This window comes from Micromonospora humida (assembly GCF_016901255.1).
Lineage (GTDB): Bacteria > Actinomycetota > Actinomycetes > Mycobacteriales > Micromonosporaceae > Micromonospora > Micromonospora wenchangensis.
The window spans coordinates 70,357-91,511 of record NZ_JAFEUC010000002.1; the positions used below are offsets into that span (position 1 = coordinate 70,357).

A 21,155-nucleotide genomic window follows, 5' to 3' on the forward strand; every position below is an offset into this window, starting at 1 on the left:
TTTCCTCCCCTCAGACCGCGGTGAGCACGGCCGGCTCGCCCGCCTCGGCGGCGGCCCTGGTCTCCGCGGCTGCACGTTCCAGGTGCAGGTGGTCGATGCGCAGCAGATCCTGGTTCATCGCCTGGGGGGCGATCTGGATGAACTGCCCCGCGTCCTCGTAGACCAGGCCGAGATCGCGCCAGCGCCGCAGCAACGCCGTAAGGACCGGCTCGTCGACCGACAGCCGCCGGCTCAACGCGGCGATGCCGTGCGGCTGGTCGAGCTGCCGGAAGACGGCCACCTCGACCGGGTCGGTCAGCCGCAGCACGTGCCAGTCGAAGTGCTTGCGCCGGCTGACCAGCACGATCTCGTCGCCGAGGTCGTGGTGGGTGAGCCGGCTGCGGGCGTACTCGTGCTGCCACTGCGTGACCGCCCGGTCCAGCCGGTCGGCCGTCTCGCCGTCGATGCCCTGCGGCGGGACGTCGAACAGGTACGCCAGGTCCATCAGCTCCGACTCGGGCAGGTCGTAGATCAGCCGGTACTGCGCCGCCGGCCGCAGGTCGGTGAAGCCGAGTTCGGGGCGGACGAAGAACGGGCTGAACCGCTCGATGGCGATCCGGGTGCTGCCGTCGGCCGGGCACAGGTGGTGCAGGGCCGGCATCTGCTCGATGACCGGCAGATAGTCGGCGTCGGTCTCGCCCGGGAACCCGTACAGGTAGTTCCAGGCGATGGTGATCCCGCTGGTCTCGGCGTCGCGCAGCATCCGGATGTTGAGGCAGCCGCTGACCCCCTTGTCCATCAGCTTGAGCACCCGGCTGCTCAGGCTCTCGATACCGGGCTGCACGCTGACCAGGCCGGCGTCGGCCAACGCCTGCACCTGCGGGCCCTTCATGTTCGACTTGATCTCGTACTGCAGGCGCAGGTCGTAGCCGGATTCGGTGAGCCGGGGCAGCAGCGAGGTCACGTAGCTCATGTCGAGGATGTTGTCCACGACGAACATGTCCAGCACCTGGTGCCGCTCGACCAGCTCGATGATCTCGTCGTAGAACCGGCCCGGGTGCTTGCTGCGGAACTGCATGAACGAACCGTTGAGGCCGCAGAACGTGCAGTGGTGCTTCTCGCCCCACCAGCAGCCCCGCGCGCCCTCGACGACCAGCCGGGGCTCGACCCAGTTGCGGGCCCGGGAGGCGGCCAGCCGCTCGAAGTAGCCCCCGTAGTCCGGGGCGACGATCTCGGCCGGCGGCAGCGGCTTGCTGCTCATCGGGTTCGCCACCGAACGACCGTCGGCGTCGGCCCAGCACAGGCCCTCGATGCCGGTCAGCGCGTCCGCCGGCACCGCACCGGCCGCCAGCGGCGTGGACAGCGCCGGCGGCGTCGCGTCGGCTGCCGGCAGGGTCGCGCCGATCGCGGCGAGCAGCCGGGGGAACACCGCCTCGCCCTCGCCACGGACCACGTAGTCGACGAACGCGAAGTTGCGGTGGATCGCGGCGCCCTGCTCGCCGTCGCAGTTCGCGCCGCCCATCACCGTACGGATGCCGGGCGCCCGCTTCTTGACCGCCCGGGCCGTGGCGAGCGCGGCGGCGTTCTGCTGGAACGTGGAGGTGAAGCCGACCACGTCGGGTTCCCGGGCGACGATCCGGTCGGCCAGCTCGGCGACGAACTCCGGCGCCAACCGGTGCAGCTCCAGGTTGAGCGCGAGTTCCCGCTCCGTCATCTGGGTCCGGACCCGGTCGGTGAACTCTTTCACCCGCCATTGCGGATCGTCGTACAGCGCGGAGGAGAAGACCCAGTCGCCGCAGCCGGCGAAATAGGTGAACAACGAGTAGTAGTAATAGTCGCTCAGTCCGAACTCCGTCCGGTCGACCACCCAGTCGACGAAGTCGAGATTCGCGTGGACGGCCTCCACCTCGGCATCCGGCAATTTCTGGCGGACACTGTTGGTGAGGATTCCAACCGCCAACGAGGGGACGTCTATGGAAGTCCAGGGCGTATTGACCAGCAGAACCCGCACGTGAACTCTCCTTTCTCGTGATGTCCGGGCACCGGATGACGGGGATACGGGGCGCGGGCCACCTGCCTGGGCGGATGGCCCACACCCCGTACGGCCGCTAGAAGCTGACCTTGACCGTGACCGTGACCGTGACGTTCGAGGCCCGAAGCTGGTCGCGGTTGCCGTTGATCGGGTCGTTCTCGACAACGTTCTTGCGCATGTCGTTCACCTCCTCTCCGTATCGCGGGGACAGGTCACGTGCCGGGGTCAGCCCACCGGTCGCGCCATCGCGAGCGCGACCGGGGTGCCTTCGTCCTGCACGCCGTCGAAGTGCCGCTGCATGAACAGCAGCACGGTCTGCATCAGAGCCAGGTGGCTCTGCGCGTCGAAGTCCTCGTGTCCGGCCCGCCGCCGGACCACCTGGTGCGGGACGCGACGCTCGGCCAGCAGCCGCGCGTAGCGCTCCACCGGCGCCGGCGGGCAGCGCACGTCACCTGTGGAGACGGCCAGCAGCACCGGTGCCCGGACCCGGTCGACGTAGGTGACCGGCGAGGAGCGGGCGTAGCGCTGCGGCACCTCGTCCGGGGTGCCGCCGAACAGCAGCACGTCCAGCGCCCGCAGCGCCGGGGTGGCCGCCTCGAACGCGGCGACGTAGTCGGCGACCGGGCTGATCGCGATCCCGAGCCGCCACAGTTCCGGTTGCCGACCGAGCGCGAGCAGGGTCAGGTAGCCACCCCACGAGGTGCCCCACAGGGCGGTGCGCCGGTCCTCGACGACCCCCTCGGCGACCAGGTGGGCGCGGACCGCGGCGAGGTCCTCCAACTGGGTGAGGCCGACCCCGGCGGAGAAGTCGTTGCGCCAGGCCGCGCCGTACCCGCTGGAGCCCCGGTAGTTGACCCGGACCACCGCGCAGCCGGTGCTGACCAGGATCTCGACCAGCGGGTCGTAGGCGTCGCGGGCGTGCTGGAACGGCCCGCCGTGGACCAGGAAGACGGCCGGCCGGGGGCCCTCCCGGTCGGCCGGGAGGGCCACCAGGGCGGGGATCGCGCCGCCCGGTCCGGGCACCCGGATCTCCTCGCGGCGGTAGTCCGCCGGTGCCGCGACCGCGTCCGGTCCGCCCGGATCGGGCCGGCCGCCGGGGGGTTCGGGCAGCTCCACCCCCCGCACGGAGCGCAGTTGCGGCGGGGTCACCGAGTCGGTCCACACGTACGCGACGTCACCGTCGGGCCAGACCGCGGCGTCCAGGACGCTGCCCGCCGGGGTGTCGACCACCGCCCGGGTGCGGGCGGCGAGGTCCACCTCGTGCAGCAGGCTACGGGCGTGCCGGTCCTGCCGGACGAGCAGCCGCTGCCCGTCGGGGAACCAGCCGGCGGTGATCTCGGTGTCGAAGCGGCACCACTCGTGCCGCACCACCCCCTCAGCGGCGGTCCACGTGGCCGGGAGGTAACCCCCCTCGTCCTCCACCACCAGCAGCAGCCGGGCCGGGTCGACGCCCGGTGCGAAGCCGAGCGCCCACACCCGACGGTCCGGCCCACCGGGGATGCCCGCCACCCGGGTGCCGTCGACGGTGAACACCGTGACCGCCGGATCGGTGGCGGCGTCGCCGCCGACCACCAGCAGCCGCCCGGCCGGGTCGAGGTCGACCAGGTAGGCGTAGCCGCCGACGTGGACGCGTTCGTCGACCCGACCGTCGCCGGTACGCAGGAAGATGGTCATCCCGCCGTCGTCGGAGAGGCCGACGGCGGTGGTGCCGTCGGCGGCCATCGCGATGCCGGCGTGCCGGCCGGGCAGCACCGACTGCAGCGCCTCGACCGACCGGTCGGGCCGGTCGAAATCGCAGGTCCGCCAGGTGCCCACGCCGCCGAGATCGTCGTCGAACCACCAGATGGTGGCCCCCGCCGGGTCGAGCGCCGCCCGGACCGTGCCGGCCGGCCGGTCGGTCACCTGCCGGGCGGTGCCGGCGGCCCGGTCCCAGGCCAGGATCTCGCAGCGGCCGTCGGCGTCGCCGACGTAGACGGCCCGGTGCGGCGCGTGTTCGGCGACGACCGGCAGCGCCGGGTAGAACAGCCGGTGGCCGCGACTCATCGGTGGGCCTCCTCGGGGTCGGAGCTGGCCCCGGCTTCGCCATCGGCGGCGGCGCTGCCGTCGGTGCCGGCCGTCGCGCCGGAGCCGGTGCGGAGCTGGCGCACGACGAGGGTGGTGTACGTGGCCAGCAGCGCCAGCGCGGCGGCGAACACCAGGGCGACCGTGGCGGGGCTGTACCAGGCGACCAGCACCCCGGCCAGCAGCGGTGCGGGCGTCTGGAGCACCTCGCCGACGGTGCCCATCACGGTGGCCACCCGACCCTGGAGCCCGTCGGGAGTCAACGCGATCACCCGGGACTGGAAGATCACCCCGAGCAGCGGGCTGAGCAGGAAGACCAGCCCGAACAGCAGGCCGTAGCTCCAGGTCTGCCGGGCCTGGGACATCGCGACGACCAGCCCGACCATGGCCCACGAGGCGAACACGATGACGGTGACCGGCCGGACCCGGCTGAAGACCATCGGGGCGGCCAGCGCGCCGGCGAGGCCGCCGACGCTGGCGATGGTGAGAATCAGGCCGATCGACGCGGCGGGTGCGCCCTGCCGGCCGGCCGTCAGGATGGCGTAGTAGACCAGCGCGCCGAAGGTGACGTTGATGCCGGCCGCCCAGATCGTCACGAACCGCAGGAACGGCTGCCGCCAGACGAACCGCAACCCCTCCCGCAGGTCGGTGCGGAACGAGGTGCGCTCCCTGCGTTCGGGGGTGAGGTCGGTGCGGATGGTGGCCACCAGACCCGCCGCGACCAGGTAGGACACCACGTCCGCCAGGAACGGCAGCCAGCGGGCGAGCTGGTAGAGCGCGCCGCCGAGCAGTGGGCCGACGATCCGGGCGGCGTTGTTGCGGGCCTCCAGCCGGGCCAGCGCCTTCTGGTCGTCGGCGGGCAGCAGCCGCCGGATCGCGCCGGAACCGGCGGCCTCGTAACCGCTCTGCGCGACCCCCTCGACGAACGCGGCGGCGGCCAGCAGCCCGAGGGTCGGCACGCCGGCCGCGACGGAGACGAGGATCGCGGTCATCGCGCCGGCCGCGACCAGCAGCGAGACGACCATCATGCGTTTGCGCGGCAGCCGGTCGGCCAGCACCCCCGCCACCGGCGCGGCGACGAGGCGACCGGTGAGGGCCAGCGCGCCCACCAGCCCGGCCGCCGCCGGTGACCGGGTCACGGCCAGGGTGAGCAGCGGGAGCACGATGCCGGTGGCCTGCGATCCGATCTGGTCGATCGCCCCGGCGATCCAGTAGCGGTGGAAATCGCCGCCCCGGTGGGAACTCTCGCCCGGCTGCACCGCTGCGGTGGGAGTGGCTGTCATGGCATCGGCCGCACAGTTTCCATGTTTTTCCCAAATCCGTGTGCGAGATCTTCCGGTACGAGTTCGCGTGATCCGGGTGACAATTTCGGCCCCCAATGGGGAGTGGGGTGCGTACGAGGCTAACAATGTCGTGTGCGGAAAGCAAGGATTCAAATACGGCCAGTTATGGCAGTTATTCGGTTGTGCGGATGATGGGCAGCTTGTGCGCCTCTGTCAAAGTATCTGCACTACCCGTCGAGCCTGCGGTCGGCGGATGGCGTCGGTTGTTTTCACCCCCGCCGGCATTTGTCGTGAATTAGTGACGTACGACGATGTCACAAGATGATGCCGCCGTGCCGGTTGACGATTCCGTGAATCCCGCTCCGGCCTGTCGACGGCGAACGGCCGGGTCGGTACGCGAGGCACGCGTACCGACCCGGCCGTCGGGTGGACCGGCGCACGGGGTCGCGCCGGTCCACCCTCCTCCGCCAGCCCCCGTTTCACCGGGGACCGGACCCGTCAGCCGAGGATCACACCCGAGGCGCCGACGCCGGCCATCCCGGAGATGATGTCCTCGTAGTACATCCGCCACGCGCAGACCCGGCCGGTGGGCCGGTAGCCGGTGCAGGCGGTCGCCGCGCCGCCGTCGTCGATGGCGGTGTTGGTGCCGGTGGCCCAGACCTGGAGGGTGTTCGCCGGGTTGACGATCTCCACCGGGCCGCCGCTGTCGCCCTGGCCGACCGCGTTGGTGCGGGTGGTGCTCTCCGCCTGGACCTGGCCGCAGACCGTGCCGAAGTCACGCACGTTGATGCACAGGTTCCGGGCCTTGACCTGGATCGAGCACCGGGTCCCGGAGTACGCCCCGGAGGTGCAGACGAAGTTGCCGACCTGGCTGGCCTGCGCGCCGATCACCTGGTTGCTGAACTCGCTGACCACCGCGCCGTTGGCGTCGGTGCTGTTGTTGAAGACCCGACCGCCCGAGGCGCCCGACAGCAGCAGGGTGTCGGTGCCGGCGTTGCGGGTGCCGACGATGCCCATCGACTGCCCGGTCGGGTCGGTCGCGGCGTTGTTGATGTTGCCGCAGTGGGCGGCGGAGAGCATCCGCGCCGACCCGCCCTGGAAGACCCCGAAGCCGGTCGAGCAGCCGCCACCGGTGGTGGCGTTGCGCCACGCGCCACCGCCCCACCACGGCGCGGTGTCGTCCCACCGGGTGGCGGGGGAGGCGGAGACCCCGGTCTGCACGGTCACCGGGACGCCGGCCATGCTGGCCGCGCCGAGCAGGCCGCTCTGGGTGCCGACGAGCAGGCCGGCGCCGTCGGCCCGCGGCCCGACCGTGGTGATCTTGTCACCGGCCGAGCGGCGCAGCTTGGCCGCCGCGACGTCCAGCTCCCGTCGGGTGTACGCGGCGGGCAGCACCTCGGTCGGCACGGTGGCCCGGCTGGTCGCCACCAGGCCGGCCGGTGCCTCGCCCTTCCAGAAGACCTGCAGCTTCCGGGCGGTGGGATCGGCGATCACACCGGCGAAACCGGACTTCGCGTCGCGCTGCGCGATCTTCGTGATCCGGGCGGCGGCGTTGTTCATCCGCTGCTGGAGTTCGAGCAGCTCCTTCCAGGAGGCGAAGCCGCCCGGCACCGGCGTGCTGTCGATGAACGAGCCGGCGGCGGTCGCCTTGCCCCCGGCGGCGGGAGCGGGCGCGGCGGTGGCCGGTGCGGTGGCCACCCCCGCGACGAGCATGGTGACGCCGAACGCCGCGGCGGCGGCCCGACGCAGCAGCCCGGTCGACCGCAGCACGGTCGGTTGTGGACGAGACATACGTACCCCTTCCCCAGGGTTTCTTGGTGCGGGCCTCGACCCGCCCTGGGGACATTGGCAGGTGCCGGTGGTGTCCGGCAGTGCATCCTGGACACCACCGGACACCCCCGGACAGCGCCGGACGGAAGGGGGACGGACGCCGGGCGGCAGCGGCAGGCGAAACCGGACCGACATGGAACTGTCATACATCGGCGGTCGCCTACCCGACGCTGTGCCGCCGGTCATACCCTCCCCCTGTCGGCAATCCGGGGCGACGGATGGCCGGGGGGTGGAGGCCGTATGACCGACCAACGGGTCCCTTCGGGCGCTCGGCAGCCGATGGCCGGGACAGTCCGTTCGGCGTCCCCGATGTCCCCACTGGACACCGGGATGAACACCGTTGCGGAACTGGCCGCCCTGCTGCGGCAGCTCCGCCGCCGGGAGGCCCGGCAACAGGGCGAGACCCCGCTGACCTACCGCCAGCTCGCGGCGAAGACCGGCTGGTCGCGGGGGGTGATCGGGGAGTACTTCGCCGGGAACATCCTGCCCCCGCCGGAGCGTTTCGACACCCTGATCCGGTTGCTCGGGGCCAGCCCCGCCGAGCAGGGGGCACTGGCCACCGCGCGGGACCGGGTCGAGGAGCGTCGCCGGCTCGCCAGCCCGGAACACCCGTCCACCGGCCGGGCCGGTCGCGCGGTCGTCCGCCCCCGGGGCACCGGTAGCCGGGCCGGGGGCGCGCCGGCCCGGCTACCGGTGCCCCGCCAACTGCCCCCGGCGCTGCCCGGGTTCGTCGGGCGCGCCGCGCAGCTCGCCCAGCTCGACGCGGGCTGCGCCGACCACGGCACGCCCGGCGGTGGCCAGTCGACCACCACGATGACGCTGTCGGGTACGGCCGGTGTCGGCAAGACGACCCTGGCGGTGTACTGGGCCCACCGGGTCGCCGACCGCTTCCCCGACGGGCAGCTCTACGTCGACCTGCGCGGATTCGACGCCACCGGCGCGGTGGTCACACCCGCCGAGGCGGTACGGGGCTTCCTGGAGGCCCTGGAGGTGCCGCCCGAGCGGATCCCCACCCACCTGCCCGCCCAGGTGGGGCTCTACCGCAGCCTGCTCGCCGGCCGGCGGATGCTGGTGCTGCTGGACAACGCCCGCGACGTCGAGCAGGTACGGCCGCTGCTGGCCGGCAGTCCCGGCTGCCTGTTCCTGGTCACCAGCCGCAACCGGCTGGCCGGGCTGATCACCGCCGAGGGGGCCCGGCAGATCGCCGTCGACCTGCTCAGCACCGCCGAGGCGTGGCAGCTGCTGGCCCGGCGGCTCGGCCCGGACCGGTTGACCGTCGAACCGCAAGCGGTCGACGAGATGATCGAACGCTGCGTACGGCTGCCGCTGGCGCTGGCCGTGCTCGCCGCGCGCGGGGCGGCGCACCCCACGTTCCCGCTGGCCACCATCGTCGACGAGCTACGCGAGTCGCCGCGCCTGCTCGACTCCTTCGACGGTGGGGACACCGGGACGGACGTGCAGTCGGTCTTCTCCTGGTCGTACCGGAACCTGACCCCGGCGGCGGCGCGACTGTTCCGGCTGTTCGGCTCGCACCCGGGGCCGGACATCGGGATCGCCGCGGCGGCCAGCCTGGCCGGCCTGCCCCGCAGCCAGGTGACCCGGCTGCTGGCCGAACTGGCCCACGCCCACCTGGTCACCGAACACGCGCCCGGCCGGTTCACCGCGCACGACCTGCTGCGGGCGTACGCGGGCGAGCTGGCCGAGAGCCTCGACCCCGCCGAGGAGCGGCAGTCGGCGGTCCGGCGTGGACTCGACCACTACCTGCACACCGCGCACACGGCGGCGCTGCTGTTGCAACCCGGTCGGGACCCGGTGACGCTGGCCGCCGTCCCGCCCGGGGTGACGCCCGAGGAGCTGACCGCCCACGGTCCGGCCCTGGCCTGGTTCACCACCGAGTATCCGGTGCTGTTGGCGGCGGTCTCGCACGCGAGGCGTGCCGGGTTCGACGGCCATGCCTGGCAACTGGCCTGGACCCTGGTGGATTTCCTCCAGCGCCGGGGGAACTGGCTGGACCTGGCCGCCGCCCAGCAGGCCGCCCTGGCCGGGGCGCAGCAGGCGGGGGACCGGGTGGGGCAGGCGAACGCCCACCGTGACCTGGCCCGGGTGCTCTGCCGCTTGGGTCGGCTGGACGAGGCGGTCGCGCACTACCGGGAGGCGCTGATCCTGTTCGGCGCGTTGGGCGACCACACCGGGCAGGCGCGCACCCACCGGGCGTTCGGGGCGATGTTCGACGGGCTCGGCCGGTACGCCGAGGCGCTGGAGCACGGGCAGCGGGCGCTGGCGCTCTACCGGGCCGCCGGACACCTGGCCGGGGAGGCCAGCGCCCGCAACGGGGTCGGCTGGGCGCACGCCCAACTCGGCCAGTACGGGCCGGCGCTGGAGCACTGCTCCCAGGCGCTGACGCTGCTGCGCCCGACCGGCGACCGGCACGGCGAGGCGAACACCTGGGACAGCCTGGGCTTCATCCACGACCGGCTGGGCCAGCACCGGCGGGCGATCCGCTGCTACGGTCGGGCGCTGGCGCTGTACCGGCGCATCGGTGACCGGTACGACGAGGCCGACACCCTGACCCGGCTCGGTGAGACCCGGCAGGCGGCGGGGGACGTCCACGGTGCCCTGCGGACCTGGCGGCGGGCGCTGGACATCTTCGACGACCTCGGTCACCCGGACGCCGCCCGGGTCCGGGAGCGGCTGGCCCGGGCGATGACCGGGAGCGCGGCCGGGGACTGACGACCCGACGCCACCCGGCACCGGCGGCGGGGACCGGCCGGTGCCAGGTGGCCCGGGGTCAACCCGTCGTGCAGCTCGGCACCGGGACGCCGGGGCCGCCGGTGGACGAGCCGAGGAACCCGAACGAGGTGCTGGCGCCGGCGGCGAGTGTGCCGTTGTAGGCGACGTTACGGGCGGTCACCGTCGCGCCCTGGCTGGTCACGGTCGCGTTCCAGGCCTGGGTGACCCGCTCGCCGTTGGCGTACGCCCAGGTCACGGTCCAGTTGCTGATCGCCGAGGTGCCGGCGGTGACCCGTACCTCGCCCTGGAACCCGCCGGTCCACTGGCCGGTCACGGTGTACGTCGCGGTGCAGCGGGCGGTGCCCGGGGGTGGGGTGGTGGTGGGCGGCGGCGGGGTCGTCGTCGGCGGTGGGGTGGTGGTGGGCGGCGGGGTGGTCGGGGCGGGTGACGTGGGCGACGGGGGCGGGGTGGTGACCGGGCCGCCCCAGCCGGCGGTGGAGTCCAACCAGGCCGCCCGGCGCAGCATCCAGTCCCGCATGGCCTGGACCTGACCCTGCCAGGTGGACGCGGTCGGGGTGTAGAAGGGGCCGACCATCGGCGCGGTCAGGTTCGGCCAGCGCTGGAAGTTGCGCTGCGCGGCGTTGGTCAACGGCGCGGCCAACGCGGTGATCCGGGTCTGCAGGGCGGTGTCGGCGAGCGGGCCCCGGCGCAGCGTCTGCCAGCGGGACCGGAGCTGGTTGACGAAGGCCGGATCGCGTACGAGTTGCGGGAACCAGTCGTTGGCCAGCGGTTGCCGGGTCTGTTGGTACTGCCAGCCGGCGATCTGGTCGTTGCCGAAGTAGCCGCCGACGCCGAAGGTGAGGTCGTAGTCCCACAGCGGGCCGGCGAAGATCTTGGTGTCCCGGTCCTTGTAGAAGTACGCGCTGCGGATGTAGGAGTCCATCTCCCGGCTGAGTTCGTTGAGGACCATCTGGTCCACGAACGAGTCGACGTCGATGTACTTCCGGTAGCCGGTGACCGGGTCGGCGGAGTTCGGTGCCCGCAGCACGTCGTGGAATTCCTGCACGTAGCCCCGCAGCCAGTCCCGCTGGGGCGCCTGCAACGGTGACGGGTCCCGCACCTCCAGGTAGTTCCAGCAGGTCGCCGCCGCACCGGTGCAGGTCAGCGTCGGTTCCTCGGCGGCCAGCCACTCGAAGCTCCAGATGTACCCGCCCTGGATCTTGGGCAGGGTCAGGTCGTCCTCGTCGAGCTGCTTGAGGTCGAGCCGGTTCTTGGCGTTCTTGATCGTCTCGACCAGCATGTAGACGCCCATGTAGTCACCGGCGGCCACCGGGGCGGCGTCGGTGTTGAGATAGAACTCCACGAACCGGTACCGCGGTGCCGGCATGCCCATCTCGCGCCCGAGATCGTAGACGAGCGCCTCCCGGATCAACGCCTTGTCGCTGAACGGGCCGCGCAGCACCCAGTCGGAGTCGGCCGGCATGCCCAGCACCGGGTAGTCGGCGTCGTCGTTGTCGTTGCCCCGCAGTTCGACGCGGTACGGCGTCTTCTCGAACGACGCCGACGACTGGCCGCGCAGGTGGAACCCGGCGCGGGTGGCGACCGTCGGGGTCGCGGCCAGCGAGGTGGTGCCACCGCCGCCCGGCTCGAAGACCATGGCGGTGGCGTCGAGGTACTCGCGACCGGGCTTGCCGGCACCGTACGAGTCGAGCAGGACCACCGGCAGGTCGTGGGCGGTGGCGACGTTCTGGGCGACGTACATGGCGGTCCCCGGTGCACCGGAGGCGGTCTGGCCGACGAAGGCCTGCACGCGTAGCTGGGTGGTGCGGGTGAACCGCAGCGGCGTGCCCGCGTACAGCGGCGACTGGGCGGTGGGCAGCCGGCCGTCGGTGGTGTACCGCAACTGCGCGCCGCCGATCGCGGTGCTCAGCGAGACCGTCACCTCCCCCTGGAAGGTGCCGCTCGGCCGGGAGAAGACGATGTCGCCGACCAGCTCGTCCGCCGCCCCGGCGGCGGCGACGGCGTCGGCGGCGGAGGTGTCCAGGCCGGTGGTGACCCCGGCGCGGGCGGCGGGCGGGCCGGCGGTCGCGGCGGATGGTCCGGCCTGTGCCGTGTGCGGCACGAGGAGTCCGGTGAGGAGCACGGCCACGGCCGCGATCCCGACGGCACGCCGGGTGGGCGGGCGAACGGTCAGACGCACGATGTCTCCTGGGTGACTCGGGGGGTGGTGGTGGGGGCCGGGGCCGGTGCCGCCGAGCCGGTGGCGTCGCGGAAGTGGCGGCGCAGCGTGCGCCGCCACGGCACGTCCGGCAGGTCCGGTCGCAGGGCGGCCAGGCCGGTGGCGTACTTCGAGATGCGGGCGGGTCGGGTGCCGCGCTGCCACAGCAGCCGGTCGACCGGGCCGGCCGCCGACCGGGTCTTGGTCTCGACCACGGCGACCCCGGGCAGACCCAGGGTCCGGCGGTCGTCCTGCCAGTGCAGGTCGGTGTCGATGGTGACCCGGCTCGCGGTCGCCGGCAGCAGCAGCGTGGTGCGCCGGTAGCCGGTCACCAGCACCGGTTCGAGGTGACCACCGGCGGGGGCGGACCGGATCGACTCGCGGTCGAGTGCCTCGTCGACGAAGTCCCGCCCCGACCGGACGGTACGACGGTCTTCCGTCCGGTAGGGCAGCCGGTGTTTGGTGACCAGCCCCCGGGCTCCGCTGATCTTGACTTCCAGCCAGCACTCCGCCGAGTCGAGATAGGTGCGGGTGCGCACCTTGAAGCGCCGCCGCCGCCGGTACGCCGCGCCGTGGTAGCTGGCCAGGCACGGGGTGTCGAAGTACACCGACTCGTAGCGGAAGGTGCGGGTGCCGCCGATGTCCAGCACCCGGGCGTACGGGGCGATCCGGTCGAGCAGGCCCGGCAACTCGTCCAGCGGAACGACGTACTTGCGGTCCACCCGGCTCTGCAGTGCGGCCCGGTCGATCAGCTCGGCGAGTTCGACGCAGGGCAGGTCGGCCAGCAATGACGTGAACGGCGGCGCGGTCATCGACGTGCTCCCGCCGGCGCCGATGAACCGGGGGTGGACGCCGGGGTACGACGGGCCACCGAGTAGCGCACGTCGACCACGGTGGTCTCGTTGACCAGGTCGACCCGCTGGGCGGTGGCGACGTGCACCCGGGCGTTGAGCAGCTGTTCCAGGTGGGCGACGAGGGCGACGTGGTCGGTGAGGGCCGAGTCGAGCACCAGGACCTGGTGCCGGTAGTGCCGGAACACGCGGCGGTGGTCGCCGAGGAACATCACCGCGACGATGAGCGCCATCAGCCCGCCGTTGAGCCAGACCGAGCGGGTGCCCAGCGCGCCGAGCAGGCCCAGGGCGAGCGCCGAGAAGTAGTACGCCACCTCGTGCTGGTCGAGTTCGGTCGAGCGGAGCCGGATGATGGACAGCACGCCGAACAGGGCCATCCCCAGCCCGACCCCGGCACCGACGTTGCTGGCGCTCAGGGCGCTGGCCACCGCGAGGACGCCGATGTTGACCCCCAGGTAGGCGACGACGAGGTCGCGGCGTCGATGTCGGGGGAAGTAGAGCCCGAACACGAGCAGCGCCACCGCGCAGATGTCGATCGCGAACAGGACGACCTGCGTCATGTCTCTGGTTCCTCCTGGCTCGTCGGCGTGCCGGTCCGGCACCGCCTGCGTCAGCTCGGGGAGAAGCCACGGCGGTCAGCCGGAGCCGATCATCTTTTCGGTAAACTTTCGGTTACTCTTTCGGAACTGTAGGCATAACATTGAGAAACGTCAATTAAATGTCCTGTGCGGGTGACGTGGTGAGACGCTGGTGGGACGCTGCATGGGGGTCTTCGGTGGGAAGTGCGCTCGACGGGATATCCGGATCGGAAGATCGAAACTTTCGGTACCGACCGACGCGCGCCGTCCCGGACCCGCGCCAGCGGAGGGCGCGGAGCGTCAGAACAGGGTGAGCGGCCCGGTCGGGATCGGCTCGGGCAGCGGGGCCAGGGCGGGCACCCGGGCCCGTACCTCGTCGTGGAACCGGCGGGCCAGCAGGGGTGCGTCGGCGTTGTCCGGGGTGTGCACGAACACGGTGGGCGAACGGCCCTCCCGCAACCAGTCGACGGTGATCTCGACCCAGCGCTGCCAGCCCTCGACCGTCTCCGACTCGGCGTCCCGGCCGAGGTAGCGGACGATCGGCCGGTCGGTCAGCGCCGCCGTCCGCAACGGCAGGCGGGGCTTCTTCGTCCACGCCTCCCGCTCCGCGTCGCTGGTCGGCGGGGTGCGGAAGAACGCGGTGGTGTCGAAGGGGACCCACTCGGCGGACGCCTCGGCGAGCACCCCCTCCAGCAGGCGGGTCGCGCCGGGCTCCAGGAAGAACGCGGGGTGCCGGACCTCCACGGCGTACCGGTGGGTGGCGGGCAGCCGGCGCAGCAGGTCGGCGAGCGCGGGGACGTCCGTCGGGGTGAACGACCCCGGCAGTTGGATCCACAGGGCGTGCGCCCGGTCGCCGAGCGGGGCGATCGCGTCGAAGTAGTCGCGTAGCGGCGCGTCGGCGTCGACGAGCCGCCGTTCGTGGGTCACCACCTTCGGCAGTTTGAGGACGAACCGGAAGTCGGGGCCGGTCTGCCGGGCCCAGGACTCCACGGTCTCCCGGGTCGGGGTGGCGTAGAACGTGGTGTTCCCCTCGACCGCGTCGCACCAGCCGGCGTAGTGCCGCAGTCGCTCGTGCGCCGGCAGCGGGTGGGCGATCAGCCGCCCCTGCCAGGACCGGTGGGTCCACATCGCGCAGCCGACGTGCAACCGCATGATCCCGATCCTCCCGTAACGTCACCCGACCCGGTTCGTCGCCGCACGCTATCGGAGCGCCGGCGGCCCACCCGGGTCGGGTGCGGCGGGGGTCGACGGACGACCGGGGTGCCGGTCCGCACCCGGCACCCCCGATCGTCAACTTCCGGTTGACGATCGGGGGTGCGTCAACCTATGGTTGACGCATGACGGAATCCGCCCAGCTCCCGCATCCTGTCCGCCTCGACGACTTGATCCAGGCCATCAAGAAGGCCCGGCCGGACGCGCTCGACCAACTCAGTGACGCGGTGCTCGTCGCCGACCACCTCGGCGACCTCGCCGACCACCTGATCGGCCACTTCGTCGACCAGGCCCGCCGCTCCGGAGCCTCCTGGACCGAGATCGGCACGAGCATGGGGGTGAGCAAGCAGGCCGCCCAGAAGCGCTCCGCCGCGAAGGCCGACGCGGCCGCGACGCTGGACCCCAACGCCGGCTTCAGCCGGTTCACCCCACGCGCCCGCAACGTGGTGATCGCCTCGCAGGAGGAGGCCCGCAGCGCCGGCAACGCGGAGATCCGCCCGGAACACCTGGTGCTCGGCCTGCTCGCCGAACCCGACGGCCTCGCCGCCAAGGCCATGGTCGCCGAGGGACTGGGCCCGGACGCCGTCCGGGAAGCGGTCACCGCGACCCTGCCCGCCGCGTCCGACCAGGTCCCCGACCTGATCCCGTACGACGCACAGGGCAAGAAGGCCCTCGAACTCACCTTCCGGGAGGCGCTGCGGCTCGGGCACAACTACGTCGGCACCGAGCACATCCTGCTGGCCCTGCTCGAACTGGAGGACGGCACGGGCGTGCTGTCCGGCCTCGGTCTGACCAAGGGCCGGGCCGAGGCCAACGTGGCCGCCGCCCTCGCCGGCTTCGCCGGGGGCGAGTAGAAGCCGCGTCGGTCACCGGACCGACCGACGCGGCCACCGGGCCGCGCCCGGCGGGATCGCCCGGCCGTGCGGCGCGGCGGGCCGGGGTCGGGCGCGGCACCGGGGGCGCGCCCGGCCGGCCGGTCAGTCCCCGGTGGGGAAGCCGTACCGCAGCGCGTGCTCCGGGTCGGCCGGGTCGATCTGCCGGATGCCGGCGTCGGCGAGGCGCTTGTTGACCTCGTCGAGCTGCTCGCGCACCAGCCGGGCCTCCTCCTCGGTGACCCGCCCCCGGTGCGGCTTCCCGGCGTGGTCGAGGGTGCCGTAGTCGATCTTCTCGGCGCTCTTGCGGGCCTTCGGCGGACGGACCCGCTCGGCGGTACGCAGCAACTGGGCCATCGGGGTGTCGGTCGCCATCGCGTCGAACTCGCTGGCGGTCAGCACCACCCGACGCGGTTCCCCGCCGGCGTGCCGGTCGTGGATCTCGACCACCGCCACGTCGAGCGAGGCGTCGTCGATGCCCTCCACCTCGGTCACGGTGGCGTCCAACTGCACGGGCCCGGCCACCAGGTCGGGATGCTCCAGCACGACGACCCGGACCACCTCGTCGTCGGGACGCAGCACCGTGCCGCTGAAGTCGGAGACGTGGATCGTCTTCTTGCCCATGCGCTGCGGTTCTCCTGTCGCTGGCCGGAATCGACCACAAGACGCTACCCGACAGGTGTGCGAACGCCCCGGCCGGACACCCCGGTGGGACTGCCTGCGCGTGGCGGAGCCGCCGGGGGCGGCGCGGTGGCACCGACGGGTCGGTGCGGTCGTCCGTCGCCGCTGCGGGGCGCGTCCGCCGGGGGCCACGGGGGACGGACCGGGGCCGTCGTCGCGGGCGCGCCGTGCCGGGTCAGCGGGCGGTGAGGCCGCGTCGGGAGGAGATGCCGGCGGGGAGGGTGTTCAGCTCGCCCCAGGACAGACGGGCGTTGACGCCGCGACCGCACCGGGCCTCCCGGTAGCGCGGCTGGGCCGGGAACCGCCCGGCACCCCCCGCCGTGTTCCACACTCGTGCGCTGTCCTGCTGGTACCGCTCGTTCGGCTGCATAGGCATGGCCATTACCGTCCCAAAGAAAGGTGTCCATGTATGGAAATAGATATGACGCACGGTCGATGGACCGGGTTCCGGTGAGGCAGCTCACGGTCCGGTTCCCTCTACCCACGACGCGCTCCCGGCAACCGGGCGTCGGCCGTGGCGGTCCGGCGTACCGTGGATCATGAAGCGATCCACCGGGTGAGAGGGGCGGGCGGTGCTGGACCGGCGGCTGTACCTGCACCTGGCGACCTGGCTCGGGCAGTGGCCGGCACCGCCGGGCCTGCACGTGGTCGGCTCGTGGCGGCGGACACGTCCGGCCTGGGACGGCCGGGTCCGCCCGGCCGTTGCGGTCCGGGCCGCCGGCAGCACCGTGCTCTCCGTGCCGTCCGGGCTGGTCGCGGCCGTCCGGGAGCTGGCCGACGGGCCCCGGTCCGCCCTGTACGGGGCGCTGCCGGCGCAGGTCGGGCAACCCGGGTGGGTGGTCAACGACGACGTGTTCCGGTGGTGCCTCGCGCCGGCCGCGCTGCCCGACGTCGGCACCTGGACCGCCCCCACCGACCCCGCCCTGCCACCCTGGCTGCACCTGTTCGACCGCGAGGTGCTCGTCGTGCGGGACGCCGACGGCGGCTACCTGGCCGGTGTCGGCATCAAACGGCACGACGCGTACGGGCACGAGCTGGCCGTCGGCACGGTGCCCGCGGCGCGCGGCCGGGGGCTGGCCCGACGGCTCGTCGCGCAGGCCGCCCGTCGGGTGCTCGACGAGGGCGCCGTCCCCACCTACCGGCACGATCCGGCGAACACCGGTTCCGCCCGGGTCGCCGAGGCCGCCGGGTTCGTCGACCGGGGCTGGTCGACCTACGGCGTCTACCCGCCGTGAGGGAGCGGTCCGGCCGCGGCGCGGACCGTGGATCCCGGGCCGGATCCACGGTCCGCTGCCTGCCCCAGGCCCCGCCGTGACCGGTGTCCACCGGTCGACCTCGGTGTCGGTCACGCTACGTACTCGGATGCCCGCTCGGCAAGGGTGATCGGCGGGTTCTCTCTGTCCAGTAATGGACTTGAGCTGGGCTTAAGGAAGCATTCGCCGTTGAAGCCCGGTGACGCAACGTGCTCGTCGTTTGCTCCGGCGGCTGCCCGGCAGGGTGGTGTCAGGAGGCCCCGGTAGGGTCGGGCGTCGCGGCGAGAACCGGCGCGCGGTCGGGGACGGCCGGATGGCCAGGAGTGGACGGACATGCAGCTGCCGACGCCGTGCGAGGGGCACGGGCGGGTGGTCCTGGCACCCGTGGGTGACCTGGACATCGCCACCGTCCCCGGGCTGCAACGCGACCTCGACGAGGCGCTGTGCCACCCCGGTCTGTCGGAGATCGTCGTCGACCTGACGGCCGTCACCTTCCTCGACTCGACGGGGGTGGCCGCGTTGCTGCGCGGGGCGGCCGAGGCGGTCGGCCGGGGGGCGACCCTGCGGCTGGTCGACCCGCAACCGGTGGTGTCCCGGGTCCTGCGGATCACCGCGGTCGGCCGGCTGCTCGGCCTTCCCGACGACCACGGCGACCCGGCACCCTGGCGTCGCTGACCGGTCCGTCCCGTCCCGCGCAGGTGCCCCGCCCGTCGGGGACGGCCACTCAGCAGGTCAGGCCGAGCACCTCCGCCGCTGCGCGACCGTTGGCGTGGCTCGCGCCGAAGGTGGTGACGAAGGCCCGTACCCCGGCCGGCCGCCACCGCCCCGGCCAGCCCATCTCCACCACCGTCACCTGATGCGTCGCGGCCAGCGCCTCGACCAGCGCGGGACCGCCGGGCAGCCGGTGCAGGTGCCGTCCGACCAGCACGACCGGCCGGTCCCCGGCGAGCCGGCGTACCGTCGCCGGGTCGACCTCGGTGGCGACGACCCGGAGCTGTTCGACGTCGGCCAGGTGCGGGCCCAGCCCCCACGGCACCCGGCCCTCGGCGACGGTGGCGGCGGCGTACACCTGCACCACGAGCGGGCGTGCCGGCCCGGTCGGGTCGCCCTCCACCCGCACCGCCCGGCGGGCGGCCCGGTACCCGAGGCCGACCTCGACACCGCCGGTGGGACCGGGCGGGCGGGCGGCACCGGTCCAGGCGGCGAGCGCGGCGGCGCGACCGGCGGCCTGCTCCACCCGGGCCCGGTCCAGCCGGCCGTCCCCGAGCGCCCCGACGATCTCGGCCACCACCCGCTCGACCAGCGCAGCGTCGACCTTCGCGCCCAGGCAGAGCAGGTCCGCCCCGGCGGCCAGGGCCCGCACGGCGGCCGGCCCGACCCCACCGGCGGCGACGGTCGCGCCCTTCATCTCCAACGCGTCGGTGACCACCGCGCCGGTGAAGCCGTACTCGCCGCGCAGCAGGTCGACCAGGACGGCCCGGCTGAAGGTGGCCGGCCCGTCCCCGGTCAGTGCCGGCACCCGGATGTGCGCCGTCATGACCGCCCGCACGCCCGCGTCGACCGCCGCCGCGAAGGGCGGCAGGTCGCGGGCCCGCAGCAGCGCCGCGTCGGCGTCCACGGTGGGCAGCTCGTGGTGTGAGTCGGCGACGGTCGCGCCGTGGCCGGGGAAGTGCTTGGCGCAGGCCGCCACCCCCACCGACTGGAGCCCCGCCACGGCGGCGGCCGTGTGGGCGGCCACCCGGCCCGGGTCGGCCCCGAACGCGCGGGTGCCGATCACCGGGTTCTCGTCGGCGGTGTTCACGTCGACCGTCGGGGCCAGGTCGACGGTGACGCCGACGGCGGCCAGTTCACCGCCGATCGCCGCATAGACCTCCCGGGTGAGCGCGGTGTCGTCGACCTCGCCGAGCGCCGCGTTGCCCGGGTACGGGCTGCCGGTGGCGTGCGCCAGCCGGGTCACGTCGCCACCCTCCTCGTCGATGGCGAGCAGCACGTCGGTCCGGGCGGCGCGCAGCGCGGCGGTGCCCGCCGCGAGCTGACCCGGGTCGTGCACGTTGCCGCCGAACAGGGTGTGCCCGGCCAGCCCCTCGGCGACCAGCGCGACCGCCCAGTCCGGCGGCACCGGCCCCGGGTACGCGGCCAGCAGCGTGCCCAGCGCCAGCCGGCGCAGTCCTGGATCGATCCCCACCTGAACCCCCTCTCCCGCCGCCCGCAACCCGCGCCGACGGCGGACCGGCCGGCGGTCGGCGTGTGCCGGTGGACGGCACGTGTGTCGGCACGGGCGGCCGGGTCGTCCGAGTTCCCCGCCACGGGGCGGCCGATACGCTACGGACATCCCTGATCAACGCGATTCGGTAAGCAGAGTTTACGAAAACCAGAGGACATGGCATGAGTGCGACCCGGCTGCCCGGAACCCCCCGACTGTTGCGGGCGCTCAACGACCGTGCGGCGCTGGAGCTCCTGCTCGAACGCGGCCCGCTCACCCGCGCCCGGCTCGGCGAGCTGACCGGCCTGTCCAAGGTCACCGCCTCGCAGCTGGTCGAGCGGCTGGAGGAGCGCGGGCTGGTCGCCCGGGTCGGTGAACAGGCCGGTGGGCGGGGTCCGAACGCGCAGCTCTACGCCGTACGGCCGGGCAGCGCGTACGTGGTCGGGGTGGACGTGGGCGCGGAACGGGTGGTGGCCGCCTGCGCGGACATCACGGGCGCGGTCGTCAGTCAGGTCGAGCAGTCCACCCGGGACACCGACGACCCGGTCGGCGTGGTGCACACGGCGGTGGTGCAGGCGGCCAGCCGGGCCGGCGCGGAGCTGGACAGCGTACGGCGGGTGGTGCTCGGCACCCCGGGTCTGGTCGACCCGGCCACCGGCGACATCACCTTCGCGTTCAACCTGCCCCGCTGGCACCGGGGCCTGCTCGCCGCGCTGCGCGAGGACCTGCACACCCCGGTCGTCTTCGAGAACGACGTCAACCTGGCCGCCGTCGCCGAGGCGCAGTCCGGGGCCGCGCAGGGGCTGTCGGATTTCGTCCTGGTCTGGGTGGGTGCCGGGGTGGGTCTGGCGATCATGCTGGGTGGCCGGCTGCACCACGGCAGCAGCGGCGCGGCCGGCGAGATCGGCTACCTGCCGGTGCCGGGGGTGCCGATCCCCCGGGACGTCTCGCGCCGGGCGAAGCCCGCGTTCCAGCAGCTCGCCGGCGCGGACGCGGTCCAGGCGGTGGCCCGGGAACACGGCATCGACGCACCCGACGCGGCCGGCGCGGTGCGGGCCGCCATCGCCGCCGGCACCGCCGGTGGCCCGCTGCTCGACGAGCTGGCCCGACGGCTCGCCCTCGGGGTGGCCAGCACCTGCGTGGTGCTGGACCCGCCGCTGGTGGTGCTCGCCGGTGAGGTGGGGCAGGCCGGCGGGGCGGCGCTGGCCGAACGGGTGCAGCACGAGGTGGCCGCGATCACCCTGGTCCGGCCCCGGGTGGTGCCCACCGGGCTCACCGAGGAGCCGATCCTGCGGGGGGCGCTGCGGACCGCGCTGGACGCCGTGCGGGACGAGGTGTTCGGGTCGACCGTCGGCTGACCGACCACCCCGCC

The 21,155-nt window shown here is 73.5% G+C and carries 16 protein-coding genes; 5 read left to right on the top strand and 11 right to left on the bottom strand.

Features of this window, described 5'->3' with window-relative positions:
* Window positions 1–10 precede the first annotated feature (10 nt).
* The 4 genes from JQX11_RS04205 to JQX11_RS04220 all read right to left on the bottom strand — a co-directional run bounded on the left by JQX11_RS04205 (window position 11) and on the right by JQX11_RS04220 (window position 7,146).
* Window positions 11–1,990, bottom strand: coding sequence for a RiPP maturation radical SAM C-methyltransferase (locus tag JQX11_RS04205; RefSeq protein WP_204923679.1), 1,980 nt, complete (start codon window positions 1,988–1,990; stop codon window positions 11–13).
* A 246-nt stretch (window positions 1,991–2,236) separates the two neighbouring features.
* Window positions 2,237–4,054: a prolyl oligopeptidase family serine peptidase gene (locus tag JQX11_RS32935; protein ID WP_204923680.1), complete on the bottom strand. Its 1,818-nt coding sequence runs from the start codon at window positions 4,052–4,054 to the stop codon at window positions 2,237–2,239.
* Window positions 4,051–5,355 (bottom strand): MFS transporter, encoded by a 1,305-nt coding sequence (locus JQX11_RS04215; RefSeq protein WP_204923681.1) that lies wholly within the window; start codon window positions 5,353–5,355, stop codon window positions 4,051–4,053. The genes JQX11_RS32935 and JQX11_RS04215 overlap by 4 nt, the downstream gene beginning before the upstream one ends.
* 498 nt (window positions 5,356–5,853) lie before the next feature.
* Entirely contained in the window at window positions 5,854–7,146 is a 1,293-nt protein-coding gene (locus JQX11_RS04220) for a chymotrypsin family serine protease (RefSeq protein WP_204923682.1), read from the bottom strand.
* 369 nt (window positions 7,147–7,515) lie between these two features.
* Between JQX11_RS04220 and JQX11_RS04225 the strand changes: the two genes are divergently transcribed.
* Complete coding sequence (locus JQX11_RS04225; protein WP_232377240.1) at window positions 7,516–9,915, top strand: ATP-binding protein; 2,400 nt, start codon at window positions 7,516–7,518, stop codon at window positions 9,913–9,915.
* A gap of 58 nt (window positions 9,916–9,973) precedes the next feature.
* On the opposite strand, the gene JQX11_RS32940 is transcribed toward JQX11_RS04225, so the two are convergent.
* From JQX11_RS32940 to JQX11_RS04245, 4 genes are all read right to left on the bottom strand, one after another.
* Window positions 9,974–12,115, bottom strand: coding sequence for a CotH kinase family protein (locus tag JQX11_RS32940; RefSeq protein ID WP_204923684.1), 2,142 nt, complete (start codon window positions 12,113–12,115; stop codon window positions 9,974–9,976).
* On the bottom strand, window positions 12,106–12,945 hold the full coding sequence (locus tag JQX11_RS04235; RefSeq protein WP_204923685.1) for a polyphosphate polymerase domain-containing protein: 840 nt from the start codon (window positions 12,943–12,945) through the stop codon (window positions 12,106–12,108). Before JQX11_RS04235 ends, JQX11_RS32940 begins: the two co-directional genes overlap by 10 nt.
* Window positions 12,942–13,544, bottom strand: coding sequence for a DUF4956 domain-containing protein (locus JQX11_RS04240; protein WP_204923686.1), 603 nt, complete (start codon window positions 13,542–13,544; stop codon window positions 12,942–12,944). The genes JQX11_RS04235 and JQX11_RS04240 overlap by 4 nt, the downstream gene beginning before the upstream one ends.
* Window positions 13,545–13,862: 318 nt before the next feature.
* Complete coding sequence (locus JQX11_RS04245) at window positions 13,863–14,714, bottom strand: DUF72 domain-containing protein (RefSeq protein WP_504739410.1); 852 nt, start codon at window positions 14,712–14,714, stop codon at window positions 13,863–13,865.
* A 185-nt stretch (window positions 14,715–14,899) separates the two neighbouring features.
* Between JQX11_RS04245 and JQX11_RS04250 the strand changes: the two genes are divergently transcribed.
* A complete protein-coding gene (locus tag JQX11_RS04250) occupies window positions 14,900–15,628 on the top strand; it encodes a Clp protease N-terminal domain-containing protein (protein WP_204923687.1) in 729 nt (242 codons plus the stop codon).
* Window positions 15,629–15,751: 123 nt separating this feature from the next.
* Here the strand turns inward: JQX11_RS04250 and JQX11_RS04255 are convergent, their stop codons facing one another.
* Complete coding sequence (locus JQX11_RS04255) at window positions 15,752–16,270, bottom strand: hypothetical protein (RefSeq protein ID WP_204923688.1); 519 nt, start codon at window positions 16,268–16,270, stop codon at window positions 15,752–15,754.
* A 232-nt stretch (window positions 16,271–16,502) separates the two neighbouring features.
* Window positions 16,503–16,703: a DNA repair protein gene (locus tag JQX11_RS04260; protein WP_204923689.1), complete on the bottom strand. Its 201-nt coding sequence runs from the start codon at window positions 16,701–16,703 to the stop codon at window positions 16,503–16,505.
* Window positions 16,704–16,899: 196 nt separating this feature from the next.
* Between JQX11_RS04260 and JQX11_RS04265 the strand changes: the two genes are divergently transcribed.
* Together JQX11_RS04265 and JQX11_RS04270 are read left to right on the top strand one after the other, a co-directional pair.
* Complete coding sequence (locus JQX11_RS04265) at window positions 16,900–17,562, top strand: GNAT family N-acetyltransferase (RefSeq protein ID WP_204923690.1); 663 nt, start codon at window positions 16,900–16,902, stop codon at window positions 17,560–17,562.
* 351 nt (window positions 17,563–17,913) lie between these two features.
* Window positions 17,914–18,255: an STAS domain-containing protein gene (locus JQX11_RS04270; protein ID WP_204923691.1), complete on the top strand. Its 342-nt coding sequence runs from the start codon at window positions 17,914–17,916 to the stop codon at window positions 18,253–18,255.
* Window positions 18,256–18,304: 49 nt separating this feature from the next.
* Here JQX11_RS04270 and JQX11_RS04275 read toward each other — a convergent pair whose 3' ends face one another.
* The gene (locus JQX11_RS04275; protein ID WP_204923692.1) at window positions 18,305–19,765 is read right to left on the bottom strand and encodes a glycoside hydrolase family 3 N-terminal domain-containing protein; all 1,461 of its coding nucleotides are present in this window, start codon (window positions 19,763–19,765) and stop codon (window positions 18,305–18,307) included.
* A 200-nt stretch (window positions 19,766–19,965) separates the two neighbouring features.
* On the opposite strand from JQX11_RS04275, the gene JQX11_RS04280 reads away from it, so the two are divergent.
* The gene (locus JQX11_RS04280; protein ID WP_204923693.1) at window positions 19,966–21,141 is read left to right on the top strand and encodes an ROK family transcriptional regulator; all 1,176 of its coding nucleotides are present in this window, start codon (window positions 19,966–19,968) and stop codon (window positions 21,139–21,141) included.
* Window positions 21,142–21,155: the final 14 nt, after the last annotated feature.

Bases quoted from the DNA above. Each gene is read 5' to 3' on its own strand.
- JQX11_RS04260 (WP_204923689.1), bottom strand. From the start codon at position 16,703: ATGCCTATGCAGCCGAACGAGCGGTACCAGCAGGACAGCGCACGAGTG.
- JQX11_RS04215 (WP_204923681.1), bottom strand. From the start codon at position 5,355: ATGACAGCCACTCCCACCGCAGCGGTGCAGCCGGGCGAGAGTTCCCAC.
- JQX11_RS04240 (WP_204923686.1), bottom strand. From the start codon at position 13,544: ATGACGCAGGTCGTCCTGTTCGCGATCGACATCTGCGCGGTGGCGCTG.
- JQX11_RS04235 (WP_204923685.1), bottom strand. From the start codon at position 12,945: ATGACCGCGCCGCCGTTCACGTCATTGCTGGCCGACCTGCCCTGCGTC.
- JQX11_RS04270 (WP_204923691.1), top strand. From the start codon at position 17,914: ATGCAGCTGCCGACGCCGTGCGAGGGGCACGGGCGGGTGGTCCTGGCA.
- JQX11_RS04245 (WP_504739410.1), bottom strand. From the start codon at position 14,714: ATGCGGTTGCACGTCGGCTGCGCGATGTGGACCCACCGGTCCTGGCAG.
- JQX11_RS04220 (WP_204923682.1), bottom strand. From the start codon at position 7,146: ATGTCTCGTCCACAACCGACCGTGCTGCGGTCGACCGGGCTGCTGCGT.
- JQX11_RS32935 (WP_204923680.1), bottom strand. From the start codon at position 4,054: ATGAGTCGCGGCCACCGGCTGTTCTACCCGGCGCTGCCGGTCGTCGCC.
- JQX11_RS04225 (WP_232377240.1), top strand. From the start codon at position 7,516: ATGAACACCGTTGCGGAACTGGCCGCCCTGCTGCGGCAGCTCCGCCGC.
- JQX11_RS04250 (WP_204923687.1), top strand. From the start codon at position 14,900: ATGACGGAATCCGCCCAGCTCCCGCATCCTGTCCGCCTCGACGACTTG.
- JQX11_RS04255 (WP_204923688.1), bottom strand. From the start codon at position 16,270: ATGGGCAAGAAGACGATCCACGTCTCCGACTTCAGCGGCACGGTGCTG.
- JQX11_RS04280 (WP_204923693.1), top strand. From the start codon at position 19,966: ATGAGTGCGACCCGGCTGCCCGGAACCCCCCGACTGTTGCGGGCGCTC.